Annotated in this window: 14 protein-coding genes and 1 pseudogene; 12 read left to right on the top strand and 3 right to left on the bottom strand. The window is 69.4% G+C overall.

What is annotated here, in order from left to right:
* The first annotated feature begins 104 nt into the window (after positions 1–104).
* Both NDI79_RS01585 and NDI79_RS01580 read left to right on the top strand, forming a co-directional pair.
* The gene (locus NDI79_RS01585; RefSeq protein ID WP_310926697.1) at positions 105–320 is read left to right on the top strand and encodes a hypothetical protein; all 216 of its coding nucleotides are present in this window, start codon (positions 105–107) and stop codon (positions 318–320) included.
* A 49-nt stretch (positions 321–369) separates the two neighbouring features.
* Positions 370–522, top strand: coding sequence for a hypothetical protein (locus NDI79_RS01580; protein WP_310926696.1), 153 nt, complete (start codon positions 370–372; stop codon positions 520–522).
* A 7-nt stretch (positions 523–529) separates the two neighbouring features.
* On the opposite strand, the gene NDI79_RS01575 is transcribed toward NDI79_RS01580, so the two are convergent.
* Positions 530–1396, bottom strand: a complete 867-nt coding sequence (locus tag NDI79_RS01575) for a 3-hydroxyacyl-CoA dehydrogenase family protein (RefSeq protein WP_310926695.1) — start codon at positions 1394–1396, stop codon at positions 530–532.
* 142 nt (positions 1397–1538) lie between these two features.
* Here NDI79_RS01575 and NDI79_RS01570 point away from each other — a divergent pair, with 142 nt between their 5' ends.
* The 4 genes from NDI79_RS01570 (at position 1539) to NDI79_RS01555 (ending at position 6227) form a co-directional block, all read left to right on the top strand.
* The gene (locus tag NDI79_RS01570) at positions 1539–2705 is read left to right on the top strand and encodes a DUF7409 domain-containing protein (RefSeq protein WP_310926694.1); all 1167 of its coding nucleotides are present in this window, start codon (positions 1539–1541) and stop codon (positions 2703–2705) included.
* Between the two features lie 286 nt (positions 2706–2991).
* Entirely contained in the window at positions 2992–3891 is a 900-nt protein-coding gene (locus NDI79_RS01565; RefSeq protein WP_310926693.1) for a class 1 fructose-bisphosphatase, read from the top strand.
* Positions 3892–3991: 100 nt separating this feature from the next.
* Positions 3992–5740, top strand: coding sequence for an acyl-CoA carboxylase subunit beta (locus tag NDI79_RS01560; protein WP_310926692.1), 1749 nt, complete (start codon positions 3992–3994; stop codon positions 5738–5740).
* A gap of 133 nt (positions 5741–5873) precedes the next feature.
* A complete protein-coding gene (locus NDI79_RS01555) occupies positions 5874–6227 on the top strand; it encodes a DUF5658 family protein (protein ID WP_310926691.1) in 354 nt (117 codons plus the stop codon).
* Here NDI79_RS01555 and NDI79_RS01550 read toward each other — a convergent pair.
* Together NDI79_RS01550 and NDI79_RS01545 are read right to left on the bottom strand one after the other, a co-directional pair.
* Positions 6214–6675 carry a DoxX family membrane protein gene (locus tag NDI79_RS01550; protein WP_310926690.1) on the bottom strand — a complete coding sequence of 154 codons (462 nt, stop codon included), beginning with the start codon at positions 6673–6675 and terminating at the stop codon, positions 6214–6216. The two genes, NDI79_RS01555 and NDI79_RS01550, sit on opposite strands and share 14 nt — an antisense overlap.
* Position 6676: 1 nt before the next feature.
* On the bottom strand, positions 6677–7129 hold the full coding sequence (locus tag NDI79_RS01545) for a MaoC family dehydratase (RefSeq protein WP_310926689.1): 453 nt from the start codon (positions 7127–7129) through the stop codon (positions 6677–6679).
* A 114-nt stretch (positions 7130–7243) separates the two neighbouring features.
* On the opposite strand from NDI79_RS01545, the gene NDI79_RS01540 reads away from it, so the two are divergent.
* From NDI79_RS01540 to NDI79_RS01515, 6 genes and pseudogenes are all read left to right on the top strand, one after another.
* Positions 7244–7927, top strand: coding sequence for a PGF-CTERM sorting domain-containing protein (locus tag NDI79_RS01540; protein ID WP_310926688.1), 684 nt, complete (start codon positions 7244–7246; stop codon positions 7925–7927).
* 70 nt (positions 7928–7997) lie between these two features.
* Positions 7998–9623, top strand: coding sequence for a hypothetical protein (locus tag NDI79_RS01535; RefSeq protein WP_310926687.1), 1626 nt, complete (start codon positions 7998–8000; stop codon positions 9621–9623).
* Positions 9624–9688: 65 nt separating this feature from the next.
* Positions 9689–10540: an HpcH/HpaI aldolase/citrate lyase family protein gene (locus NDI79_RS01530; RefSeq protein WP_310926686.1), complete on the top strand. Its 852-nt coding sequence runs from the start codon at positions 9689–9691 to the stop codon at positions 10538–10540.
* Positions 10541–10726: 186 nt separating this feature from the next.
* Positions 10727–11023, top strand: a pseudogene (locus NDI79_RS01525) (Glu/Leu/Phe/Val dehydrogenase); the annotation flags it as partial.
* Between the two features lie 328 nt (positions 11024–11351).
* Positions 11352–12608, top strand: a complete 1257-nt coding sequence (locus NDI79_RS01520; protein ID WP_310926685.1) for a Glu/Leu/Phe/Val family dehydrogenase — start codon at positions 11352–11354, stop codon at positions 12606–12608.
* A 115-nt stretch (positions 12609–12723) separates the two neighbouring features.
* Positions 12724–13467, top strand: coding sequence for a DICT sensory domain-containing protein (locus tag NDI79_RS01515; RefSeq protein WP_310926684.1), 744 nt, complete (start codon positions 12724–12726; stop codon positions 13465–13467).
* Positions 13468–13616: the final 149 nt, after the last annotated feature.

Below are 13616 nucleotides of genomic sequence, written 5' to 3'. Positions count from 1 at the left end.
ATCGGGGAAAAGAAAGTCACTCAGATAAATCGTTCGTGCAGAGACTCAGCGCTGATACTCGGGGCGGCGGCGCAGTAATGGGGTTCCGCGCGAAACGTCCACCTGTGCCCGCAGACGACTACCTCGACCCGCGGACCGCCCTGTTCGTCGGCGGGTTCGTCGCCGTCCTGTTCTGGTTCGCCGCCGGCCTCGCGTACGTCGCCGCCGGCGACGTCCTCCCCGTCGTCCGCGCGTTCGCCCTCGGATTCGTCGGACTCGGGTTCCTGTTCCTCCTCGCCGGTGCCGTCGTCGCGGCGGTGCTCCGAGGCGGGGGCGAGTAGGCGTCGCCGGCGACACGCTTTGGTGGGCGCGCGAGCGTCGTTCGAACGTATGACAACAACTGTCGTACGCGACGAGGCGGGACGGTGGCACCGAACGGACATCCTCGCCTGCGCGGAGTCGTCCGTGCTGGCGACCGTCGAGGAACGGGAGGCCGACCCTCAAGAGTTGGGCGAGAAGCGCTGTCCGAACTGCACGTGGTAAGGGCGGGTCAGTCGTACTCGTAGAACCCCGCACCCGTCTTCTTCCCCAAGTCGCCCGCCTCGACCTTGCGCTTGAGGAGGTACGCCGGCTTGTACCGGTCGCCCAGTTCCTCGTGGAGCGTCCGCGAGGCGTGCAGACAGATGTCGAGGCCGATGTGGTCCGCGAGCGTCAGCGGTCCCATGGGGACGTTCGTCCCGAGCGTCATCCCGCGGTCGATGTCCTCCTTCGAGGCGACGCCCTCGTCGTACGCGCGGATACCCTCGTTTATCCACGGCATCAGGATGCGGTTGGTGACGAACCCGGGTTTGTCGTCGGACTCCCACGTCTCCTTGTCGAGGGCCTCGGAGAACTCGTGGGCGAGTTCGACGACGGCGGGGTCGGTCTTCTCCCCGACGACGACTTCGACGCCCTTCATCACCGGGACGGGGTTCATGAAGTGGACGCCGACCACTTTCTCCGGCCGACCGGTCGCGGCGGCGATGGTCGTGATGGAGAGGGTGCTGGTGTTCGTCGCGAGGACCACGTCGTCGTCGACGATTTCGTCCAACTCCGCGAAGATGTCGCGCTTGACGTCCATCTCCTCGACGGCCGCCTCGACCACCAGGTCCGCGGCCGCGAGGTCGGCCAACTCCGTCGTGCCGCGCACCCGGTCGAGGGCGTCGTCGGCCTCCGCCTGCGAGAGTCGCTCCTTGCGCACGAACCGGGAGAGTGAGTCCTCGATGCTGTCGAGGCCGCGGTCGACGAACCCCTCCTCGATGTCGCGCATCACCACGTCGTACCCCGCGGTCGCCGCCACCTGCGCGATGCCGTTGCCCATCGTCCCGGCGCCGACGACGCCGACCGTCCCTACGTCTGATAGCTCACGAACGTCCATGAACCTCAGTCGCCGCCGCGGGTGCTAAACGTGACGAACCGACGGCGGTATCAGTCGCTTCCCGAAGGACTTGTTTCCACACAGACATGCACGGAAACCCTCAAGTTGCAGAACGTGAAGGTAGGGGTCAACGGGTGAACGCGTGAACCGAGGTGCCGACAGCGGGCGCGAGGGCGACGACGCCGCCGACGGGAGCGACGGCGCCGACGGGAGCGACGGCGCCGAGGACCGAACGGCGGAGCGGGGGGACGCCGAGGGGGTCGCGGGGGCCGACGGCCGGGAGGGCGACACCGGCGCCGGTACTGACGCCGATACCGGACAGGACGACGGGGGGACGGTGGCCGAGGCCGACCCCGAGTCGTGGAGCGCGGCGGCGCCGACGGACGACGACGGGGAGATTCCCCTCCCGTGGACCGTCCCCGACGAGGAGGAATCGGAGGAGACGCCCTCCGAGGAGTCCGAGGAGACGGTCCCCGAGGCGTTCGAGGACCTGCGCTTCGTCGGTCCGAAGACCGCCGCGGCCCTCCGCGATTCCCCCGTCGACGTCGAGGACCTGGCCCGCAAGCGCGTCTCCTACCGCGACCTGACCGCGAACGGCGTCCACCCCGGGGTGGCGGCGAAGATACGGCGCGAGCACTCGCTGTCGTGGTCGTTCGACTCCGAGGACGGCGACCTCTCGCGGCGGTCCTCGCAGGTGCGCGGACTCGACGACGACGAACGCGCGTGGGTCGCCGCGTCCTCGGGGTGGGCGGCGGACGGGGAGTCGGCCGCCGAGACGGACGGTTCGGGCGACGCGGCGGGCGCCGAATCCGCGTGGCGCGAGCGGACCGAGGAAGTCGAGGAGGCCGCCGACGGAACGCCGGATTCGGAGGCGTCCGGAACCGAGTCGACGGCCGACGCGGAGGCCGAGTGGCGCGCCGCGGCCGAAGGGACGGCGTCCGAGGAACCGACGCGCGACGAGGAGGCCGAGTGGCGGGCGAAGTCGACGCCGGCCGGCGGACGGGAAGCGGAGACGGACGAGGAGGCCGCGTGGCGCGAACGGGCGACGAAGCCGGGCGAGACGGGGCAAGGAGAGGGGACGCGCGGGGACGCCGACGACGAGGCCGCGTGGCGCGAGCGAAGCGCACTGACGCCCGTGACGGCCCTCGCCGCCGTCGACGACGACCACGCGGCGCGACTCGCGGACGCGGGCATCCGCTCGGTCCGACGGCTCGCCACCGCGGACCCCGCGAGCGTCGCCGACGCCCTCGAACTCGACGAGCGGCGGGTCCGCGAGTGGTGCGAGGCGGCCCGAGCCCGCTTCGACTGAACGCGCTCCGAAGAAGTATTTACTCTTCGAGTTAATTTGAATCTGAAGCCTCAAGTTCGAGAATAGGGCCCCTAAACCTATTTCTGTCCGTCAGTTAGGATTCGTATAGCGATTCCTGACGACGCTGCTTTTATATATTCGGTGACCGGAAACAGAACTGATGAACGTCGGTGCCGCGTCCGGACGCCTCGCATCCCCCGACCGGTCGACTCCCTCGGCGTCCGGTCCGCACCGAGACTCCCCCACTGCACGCTTCGCTCCGACCCGCGGAGGTGCGCTCTAACCGATGGCTACGCAGGAAGACACCACCCCGGCGGAAACGGTATCGAACGCGACCACTATCACGCGGATCATCGACGCAGTCGCCGCCGCGGCCCCGGAGATTCGCGCCGGTCTGCCCGGCCGCCGGGTGTACGCGGAGACGGACAATCCCTCCGGTGAGACGCCGCTGGAGGCGGACATCTTCGCGGACGGCATGCTCTGCGACCGCCTCGGCGACCTGCCGGGCGTCGGCGAGTACGCCAGCGAGGAACGCGAGGAGGTCATCGACACCGGCGCGGGCGGCCTCTCGGTGTGTATCGACCCCCTCGACGGCTCCTCGAACCTGAAGCCGAACAACACGATGGGCACCATCGTCGCCGTCTACGACGCCCCCCTCCCGGCGACGGGGGACGACATGGTCGCGGCCGCCTACGTTCTGTACGGCGCGACGACGACGATGGTCGTCGCGCGCGACGGCGCGGTCACCGAGTACGTAATTCACGACGACGGCGACTACGAGACGATACGCGAGGACGTGTCGCTGCCGGACGACCCGACGGTGTACGGCTTCGGCGGCCGGGTGCCCGACTGGGTCGACGACTTCGCCGCCTACGCCGAGGAGGTTGAGTCGGACCCGAGCATGAAACTCCGCTACGGCGGGTCGATGATCGGCGACGTGAACCAGGTGATGACCTACGGCGGCATCTTCGCCTACCCGACGCTCGCGGACGCCCCGGAGGGGAAACTCCGCGTCCAGTTCGAAGGCTACCCCGTCGGCTACATCGTCGAGACGGCGGGCGGGCGGTCCTCCGACGGCGAGCAGTCGCTCATGGACGTCGAGAAGGACGACCTACACGCCCGGACGCCGGTGTACGTCGGCAACGAGACGTTCGTCGACGACCTGGAAGCGGCGTTCGAGAACTGACCGGCGACGGCGCGCCAACGGCCGGCGCTCCGCCGAGCGACCGGCGGCCCGCATATCTTACATAGAAAACAATTTTGAACTCCCCCGCGGAGTCCGGGGTATGAAGGTCCGAATCGGCGCCGACGCCTCCGACGAGGAGGCGTCCGCCATCGCGAGCGCCCTCGCGCAGCACCTCGACTCGGCCGTCGAGGTGTACGCCGGCGGGGCGGACGCCCCCGCGGCGACGGCCGACGCACCGACCGCGGCGTACCCCCTGGACGACGAGTTGGGGCCGACCGAACGCGAGGAGCGACTGCGCGCGGAGATTCGGGACATCCTGGAGGGGGGTCCGGAGAAGTACCGCGCCCGACTCGGCGACCAGGGGAAACTGTTCGTCCGCGACCGACTCGACCTCTGGTTCGGCGAGGACGGCGTCACCTTCGAGGACGGCAAGTTCGCCCACTTCGACGGCTGGCATCCGGACAGCCCCGAAGTGGAGGACCCGGACGACGGGAACCGCCTCCCGGCGGACGGCCTCATCACGGGCGCGGCGACGTTCGAGGGACGCGACCTGCACTTCATGGCGAACGACTTCACCGTGAAGGCCGGTAGCATGGCCCGCCACGGCGTCGAGAAGTTCCTCCGGATGCAGCAGCGAGCCCTCAAGAGCGGGAAACCGGTGCTGTACCTGATGGACTCTTCCGGGGGCAGAATCGACCAGCAGACGGGCTTCTTCGCGAACAGGGAGGGAATCGGGAAGTACTACTACAACCACTCGATGCTCTCGGGGCGGGTGCCGCAGATATGCGTGCTCTACGGGCCGTGCATCGCCGGCGCGGCCTACACCCCCGTGTTCGCGGACTTCACGGTCATGGTCGAGGGGATGTCCGCGATGGCCATCGCCTCCCCGCGCATGGTCGAGATGGTGACGGGAGAGCAGATAGATATGCAGGACCTCGGCGGCGCGCGGATGCACGCCGAGGAGTCCGGCAGCGCCGACTTGGTCGCCCGCGACGAGGCCCACGCCCGCGAACTCGTCGCGGAGTTGGTGACGTACCTCCCGGACAAGGCCGGCGAGAAGCCCCCGAAATCGGAGACGCGTCCTCCCAAGTACTCCCCCGACGGCATCGACGAACTCATCCCGGAGGCGCCGAACCGCCCGTACGACGTCCACGACCTCTTGGACAGAATCGCCGACGCCGAATCCGTCTTCGAACTCAAGCCCGACTACGGGACGGAGATAGTCACCGCGTTCGCGCGCATCGACGGCCGGCCCGTCGGCGTCGTCGCCAACCAACCCGCCCAGCGGTCGGGCGCCATCTTCCCCGACGCCGCCGAGAAGGCCGCGGAGTTCATCTGGACCTGCGACGCCTACGAGATTCCGCTCCTCTACCTCTGCGACACGCCGGGGTTCATGGCCGGGTCGCAGGTGGAGGAGGACGCTATCTTGGAGAAGGGCAAGAAGTTCATCTACGCCACGTCGTCGGCGACGGTGCCGAAACAGACCGTCGTCGTCCGCAAGGCGTACGGCGCGGGCATCTACGCGATGGGCGGACCCGCCTACGACCCCGAGAGCGTCCTCGCGCTTCCCTCCGGAGAAATCGGGATCATGGGTCCGGAGGCGGCCATCAACGCCGTCTACGCGAACAAACTGAACGACATCGACGACCCCGACGAACGGGCGAAACGCGAGGACGAACTCCGCGAGGAGTACCGCCGCGACATCGACGCCCACCGGATGGCGAGCGAAGTCGTCATCGACGAAATCGTGCCGCCCTCGGACCTCCGCGCCGAACTCGCCGGCCGGTTCGCGTTCTACGAGGACGTGGAGAAATCCCTCCCCGACAAGAAGCACGGCACCGTCCTCTGAGGCGGCCGCGACCGCATTTCCCCCGGTCGCCGGGCCGTAGGCGGGCGTTTATCGGGGAGTAACGTACAAATTATCCTGACTCTCAGAAGGTATGTGACGACTACTGAGAAGTGTTGCCCGTGTGAACGGTGCCATGGCAGCACCCAACGCGACGCGGCCGGCGACGCTCCTCGCCGACGCCGTCGACGCCCTCGCCCGACGGGAGCGGACCCTCTGGGCCGCCGTCGCCGTCACGTACGTCCTCGACGTCGCGCTCACCGCCTACGGTCTCAGCCTCGGCTTCGAGGAGGCCAACCCCGTCGCCCGCGCGACGATGCTCGCCGTCGGCCCCCTGCCGGCGATGGTCGGCCTCAAGACCGTCGTCGTCGGTATCGCTGTCGTCTTCACGCGGTACGCCCCGCCCGGCGGCCGACCGCTCATCCCGCTGGCGGTGGCGACGCCGTGGGCGGTGGCGTCGGTGTCCAACTCTCTCCTCATCTTCGGCTGAGTTCGGTGTCCACGCCGGCGGTCTCGCCCCGCAGAGCGTCGACCAGCACGGCCCACGCCAGTCCGGCGAGCCCCACGTCCCGAGCGAGCACGTCGCCGAACGCGCCGTCGAGGAGGAAGGCGAGGGCGAGGTAGCCGCAGGTGGCGGTGAGCGAGACGGCGGCGACGGCCGCGGCGAACGCCGTGTACCGGTCCGCGAGGATGGCGGCGCCGAATCCGACCTCTAAGATTCCGTTGAGGAGCATGAACGCGACGGGCGAGACGACGAGCCACGGTTCCAGCCAGTCGGTGACGTAGGCGGCCCACGCGGCCGGGTCGAGCAGTTTGTGGACGCCCGCGAGGAGGACCATCGCGCCGAGACTCAGGCGCGCCAGCGTCGACGGGTCCGGGGCGCGCGCCGCCAGCGCCCGGGGCCGAACTCGGAGTCGGGCCGAGGCGTCTCGGTCCACGCTACTCCTCCGGACGCTTCAGCGAGAGCGCGGTCCGGTCGAACTCGCAGACCAACTCGTCGTCCTGGTTGAACGCCTCGACGTGCATCGTGACGACGCCGCGCTCCCCGTCCGACGTCTCCCGCTTGTCGGTGACGGTGCTGCGCGCGCGGATGGTGTCGCCGTGGAAGACGGGGTTCGGATGCTCTACTTCGTCGTAGGAGAGGTTCGCCACGATTGTGCCGTCCGTCGTGTCGGGGATGGAGAGCCCGACGGCCAGAGACAGCGTGTACAGCCCGTTCACGAGTCGCTCGCCGAACCTCGTCTCGCCCGCGAACTCCTCGTCGAGGTGCAACGGCTGCTGGTTCATCGTCATGTCGCAGAAGCGCTGGTTGTCCGACTCGGAGACGGTTCGGCGCTTCTCGTGGTCGATGGTCTCGCCCACCTCGAACTCCTCGTAGTAGCGTCCCGTCATACGTCCCCCTCTCGTCTCGGTCGAAAAACCGTGACGGTCCGCGAGCCGCAAACCCCTTCTCGCCGTCCTCCTAACAACCGACGAACGGACGGCCGCCGTCCGCCCTATATACAGATGAACGCGAAATCCGCCTTCGGCCTGCTGGTCGTCGCACTGCTGAGTTCGAGCGCGTTCGCCGGCGGGGTCGCCGGCGCGTCGAACGCGACGCTCGAAATCCGCCCCTCGGAATCGAACGCCGGGTCGGCGACGTACGCGGCGACGATGACCGTCGAGGAGAGCGACGTCGGTCCGCTCGACGCCTTCGAGATGCATCTCGGCGAGGCGGGCGTGACTCCCTCGTCGGTCCCGCCGAACGCCGTCGCCGTCGCCGGCATCGACCGGGGCGGCGACCGACCGGGAACCGAGGTCGACGTCTCGGTCCGCGAGGACATCGCGGGCGTGAGCGTCGGCGACGACGGCACCGTCGAGGTGGTGTTCGACGGGACGAACGAACTCCGCGCGGGCGACGAACTCGTCGTCGTCGTGGAGGGGATTCCGACGCCGGCGCCGGGCGAACACACCGTTCCGCTCTCCCTCAACGCCCCCGGCGAACGCGCGACGGTGAACGCCACCGTGACCGTCCCGGGAGACGCCGGCGCGACGCCCGCGACGACGGACGAAACGGGAACGACGGCGGAATCCGACGGCGCCGACGTGGTGGCGTTGACCGACTCGCCGGTGCCCGGATTCGGCCCGGTCGCCGCGGTCGTCGCGGTGCTCGCCGCGGCGGCGTTCGCGGCCCGCGCCTCGCGGCGGTGAGACCGGCGCGGGGGAGGGAGGGCGGGGAATAGGGACAAGACACTACCTCGGCCGGCCCCTTCGTACGCCCATGAGCACGACCCGCTGTTCGCGCTGTTCGACGGTCGTCCCCGAGACGCGATTCTGCCTAAACTGCCGCGCGACGCTCGACGCGGTCGGGATTCCGGACCGCCATCCCGAACTCACGAGCCACCTGAGCGAAGTCGCCGCCGAGGCAGACCACGAGAGCGTCACCTTCGAGACGCTCCGCTCGAAGCACGACCGGTACGACCGGCCGCTGGGCGCGTACCTGTTCGAGGACGAGCGACCGCGATTCGTCCTCACCGTGGACGAACTCGGCGTCGATACCCCCGACGGCGAGACCTGGTCGATAAACCCCGGTTTCAGAAAGCGGGGCCACGCCCTCGTGAGCGACCGGCGAGTGGTCGTCGTCTCGCCCTCGGACCGCGGCGACCAGGTCGGGGCGTTCGACTTCGCCGACGTGGTCGGCGTCGAGACGGGGTCGTCGTGGCTGACGGACACGCTCGCGCTCGAACTGGCCGACGGGTCGACGGCGACGCTCTCCGTCGCCGACCCGGACGACCTCGACCCGGTCGCCGAGCGGACGCGCGAACTGGCGCACAGCGTCCACTCGTCGGCCTCGCGCGCCGCCGGGTTCCGCCGCGACCTGGACGCCGCCGTCGCGGACGCGTCGGACGCCGAGACGGCGCTCCGGGCGGCGGCGGACGTGTTCGCCGCTCGGGACGAGGAGTCCGAATCCGGGTCGGGATTCGACCGCTTCGTCGGGGAGGCCGACTCCGTCGAGGAACTGTTCGCGCTGCTGTCGGAGTCGACGCTCGTCGGGTCGTCGCCGCCGCGCCCCGCCGAGGACGAGACGACGGAAGACGGAACGCCCGCGAACGGCGGGACGGGCGCCGTCGAGTTGGCGGACCAGTTGCCGACGGCTCGGCGGGTTCGACTCGACGCCCGACCGTTCGGACGGAACCTCAAGCGCGCGTTCCGCGAGGGCGACCCGAAGGAGGCCGGTAAATGGGCCATCGGCGCGGGCATCGCGGGGTTCAGCGTCGCGGTGTCGCTCCCGTTCTCGACGGCGGCCGGTCTCGGCGCCATCGCCCTCGGCGGCGCCGCCACGGGCGCCTACGCCAGCGCCAACCCCGGCTCGGCCGCCGCGCGCATCGACCCCTTGGAGATGGCCGTCGGCGCGCGGACGCGCGGCCGGCGGTGGGACCGCGAGGGCGGACCGGGCGGGGCCGCCGCCGGCAACCTCCTCGGCGCGGCCGAACACGTCTTCGACCGGACGAACCCGCCCGCCGAGTACGCCCACTGGTACGCCAACGTCGACCCCGAGGCGGTGCTCCGCGGGGCTGAGATGGGCGCGCGCGCCGCCGACGCCTCACCGGAGGTCGGAAACCGAACCACCGGGGCGCTGCTCGGCGGCGGGTTCGGTCTCGCCTACGGCTACAGCGGTCTGGACGCCGACGGCGGCGAACTCGACGAGTTGCTCGACGACGACCTGCGGCGCGTCCTGCCGTCGGAAGTCGCTCCCGACGGGGTCGAAGACGACGCCGGCGAGGGGACGTTCGTCGAGTCCGAATCCGAACCGGCGGTCGAGGGCGAAACCGTCGAGGAAACGAGCGCGGACCGCGGCGATACCGACGACGACGCGGACGGAAACGACGCCGAGGACGACGAGTAAGCGACCGACGAGCGACCGGCGGCGCGGCGGTACAGTTTCAAGCCGTCGCCGCCCGTTGTGTCGGTATGGCACGACGAAGTCTCCTCTTCTCGCCCGGCGACCGCCCGGAACTGATGCGCAAGGCGCCGACCGCGGGCGCGGACGTGGTCTGCTTCGACCTCGAAGACGCCGTCGCGCCGGCGAAGAAGGACGAGGCGCGCGCCGCCGTCCGCGAGGTGCTGTCGGACCCGTCGTTCGACCCCGACGCGGAAGTCGTCGTCCGGGTCGCCGCCGAGACGGCGGCCGAGGACCTGGACGGGGTTCTCGGTCCGGACGGCGACGCGGACGTGCGCCTCGACGCGGTTATGCTCTCCAAAACCGGGTTCGCCGAGGACGTCCTCGACGTGGACGACGAACTCGCGGCCCGCGGGTGGACGCTGCCCGTGTTCGCCCTCGTGGAGACGGCGCGCGGCGTGCTGAACGCGCCCGACGTCGCCGCCGCGGGACCGACGACGGCGCTCGTCTTCGGCGCGGAGGATTTGGCCGCCGACGTGGGCGCGACGCGGACCGAGGAGGGCACCGAAGTGCTGTACGCCCGCGAACGGGTCGTCCTCGCCGCCGCCGCCGAGGGCGTCGACGCCATCGACACCGTCCACACCGACTTCGAGGACGAGGAGGGTCTCCGGCGGGAGACGGCGTTCGCGGGGACCCTCGGCTACGACGGCAAGATGGCCATCCACCCCGCACAGGTGCCCGTCATCAACGAGTCGTTCGCCCCGTCGCCCGAACGGGTCGAGTGGGCGCGGAAGGTGCTCCGCGCCCGCGAGGAGGCCGAAGCGTCCGACTCCGGGGTGTTCCGCGTCGACGGCGAGATGGTAGACGCGCCGCTGGTCGCGCAGGCCGAGCGCATCGTCTCGCTCGCGAGAGAAGAAAAGTAACGGTCTGTTCCTTAACGGCAGTTAGGAGCACAATTAGGCACAGAGTTAGTGTACTAGTACCTACTCGTGCATCTTTTGTCTGGAAAAGTACGTGATCCACCGACCAACATCGTCCCCGAACGCGGCCGCAGTTTCCCCGCCCGACGCACCGCCCCAACCGAACGACGACCCCGAAGATCCCCTCCGGACGGCCCGACGACGTTCGCCGCCGACGGGGCGCTGGCGGACCGCGGCGTGCCGGTGATTCCGGACGTTCTCGCGAACGCCGGCGGCGTCACCGTCTCCTACTTCGAGTGGCACCAGAACGTCGAGGGCGACTCGTGGTCGCTCGGCCGGGTCGAACGCGAACTCGACGCGAGAGTGCTCGACGCCCGGGAGGCGGTGCGCCGCGTCGTCGACGCGCGTGACCTGCGGTGGCGCGACGCCGCGTACGTCGTCGCCCTCGAACGCCTCGCGGAGGCGCACCGCGACCGCGCGCTCTGACGCGAGTGTCAGGGCGGCCGCGCGTCCGCGGCCAAGAGGGCGGAGGACCGCGGCTCAGTGTATTAATATAACATAAGGACATTAATATTATACGGGTCGTCGGCAATCGACGTGTAACGGGAGGGACGTACCGCCGCGCGGCGGATGCGGGCACAGTCGGGGACCAACCAGACGGGACGACGGGCCGTGCCGCGGCGGGCGCGGACGGCGGTCCCGCGGGCGCGGGAAACCCGACACCGGAGAGAAGAGCGGTCAGCTCGCCATAAATGTCCATTTCGAAGACATTGTCCCCGGCAGACTTAACCGCGCGCCGGTCGGTGCGGTACGTATGAGCGAGGAGGCGAACCCATTCGAGAGCCTACAGGAACAGATAGACGACGCCGCGGCGCATTTGGACGTCGACGACGACGTCGTCGAGCGACTGAAACATCCCGAACGCGTGCTCGAACTGAACCTGTCAGTAGACTTGGACGACGGGTCGCGGGAGCGGTTCCGGGCGTTCCGCTCGCAGTTCAACGGCGACCGGGGGCCGTACAAGGGGGGCATCCGGTATCACCCGAACGTCTCCCGCGACGAGGTGAAGGCGCTCTCGGGGTGGATGGTGTACAAGTGCGCCGTCGTCGACATCCCCTACGGCGGCGGGAAGGGCGGCGTCGTCATCGACCCGAAGGAGTACTCGGCGGCCGAACTCGAACGCGTCACGCGGTCGTTCGCCAAGGAACTCCGGCCCATTATCGGCCCGAACGAGGACATCCCCGCTCCCGACGTGAACACGGGTCAGCGGGAGATGAACTGGATAAAGGACACCTACGAGAAACTCGAACACACGACGGCGCCGGGCGTCGTCACCGGAAAGGCCATCTCCTCGGGCGGGAGCGAGGGCCGCGTGGAGGCCACCGGTCGGTCGACGATGCTCACCGCCCGCGAGGCGTTCGACTACCTCGACGTGGAGATGGAGGGCGCCACGGTCGCCGTGCAGGGGTACGGTAACGCCGGGTCCGTCGCGGCAACGCTCCTCGAAGACGTCGGCGCGAACGTCGTCGCCGTCTCCGACTCCAGCGGCGCCGTCTACCGGGAGGGGGGACTGGACACCGAGGCGGTCAAGGAGTTCAAGCGCGAGACGGGGAGCGTCTCGGGCTACGACGGCGCCGACGAGGAGTTCTCGAACGAGGACCTGCTCACCCTCGACGTGGACCTGCTCGTCCCCGCGGCCCTGGAGAACGCCATCGACGGCGAACTCGCGGAGGAGGTGCGGGCCGACGTGGTGGTCGAGGCGGCGAACGGACCCCTCACGCCCGACGCCGACGACGTCCTCACAGAACGCGACGTCTCCGTCTTCCCCGACATCCTCGCGAACGCCGGCGGCGTCACCGTCTCCTACTTCGAGTGGGTGCAGAACCGCCAGCGGTTCGCCTGGACCGAAGAGCGCGTCAACGACGAACTCGAACGGGTCATCACCGAGGCGTTCGACACCCTCGTCGAGGCCTACGAGACGCACGACCTGCCGAACTTCCGCACCGCCGCCTACGTCGTCGCCATCCGCCGCGTCGTCGACGCCTACACCGACAACGGCAACTGGCCCTGAACCGGTAGTATCCGCCTCGAAAACCGGTAATCGTCGCCGGGTACGCCTCGCGTACGCCCCCTTGTTTACGCACCTTCCGAGCAAGAATTATATGCTATCGCTCTAAATTACGAGCGTGTCCCTCACTGAACTCATCGCCGGTGTCGAAGACAGCGAGAAGACGCTCGTGGTTCACAACGCCGACGAACCGACGGTCGACTCGGTGGTCGACCGGTTCGCCGACCGCAACGTGAGCGTGACGACGGCCTCCACCGAGTCGGGGCCCCCCGAGTACGTCGTCCTCTCGGAGGGCGACCGGGTGCTCTCGGCCACCTCGCTGGCCGAAGTCGTCCCCGGCGGCGGCCGGCCGCAGACCCCCGGGTTCGGCTCCGAGCCCTACAAACCGATTCTGGACGAACTCGACGAGACGATGTTCACCTCCTACGACTGGCGGCGGATGCTCGCCGCCTCGCGCGAAATCGAGGACCGCGCGTGGCGCGCCGGCGAGGGAACGCTGTACGCCGGCTTCCAGCGCTACTCGGTTTTGGAACGACAGCTACCGGTGTACGAGCAGTTGGGGACGAAGACGAACCTCGACGTGACGGCCTTCGCCTTCCCCGACGCCGAACTCCCGGACCACGAGGGGACGTTCGACGTCTACCCCGAACGCGCCGCCGAGATTCGCGACACCTGGTTCGTCGCCTTCGACGGCGGCGGCGACGAGGAGTCGAAGTGCGCGCTCCTCGCCGAGGAGCGCGAACCCCGCCGGTTCTACGGCTTCTGGACGTACGACCCGGAGACGGTCGACTACGTCTTCGACCACCTCGGAGAGACTTACCTCGGCGGGCGGTCCGACACGCCCGCCGCCGCCGGGTGCTGAGTCGGCCGGCGAGGGACCCGGCCGGCCCGGGTGACCGGGGCGAACCGCCGCTCCGGCGCGGTTCATCGTCGGCCGAATCCCGTCCTCGGTGAGGCGACGCGATATGCACGAACGTGCTGTTTTCCGGCGTCGCTCGAAGCCGAGCAATT

Origin of the sequence: Halogeometricum sp. S3BR5-2 (assembly GCF_031624635.1) — an archaeon.
Classification (GTDB): Archaea; Halobacteriota; Halobacteria; order Halobacteriales; family Haloferacaceae; genus Halogeometricum; species Halogeometricum luteum.
Note: the sequence above shows the minus strand (reverse complement) of the source record. Positions and strands in the feature narration are given on the sequence as shown.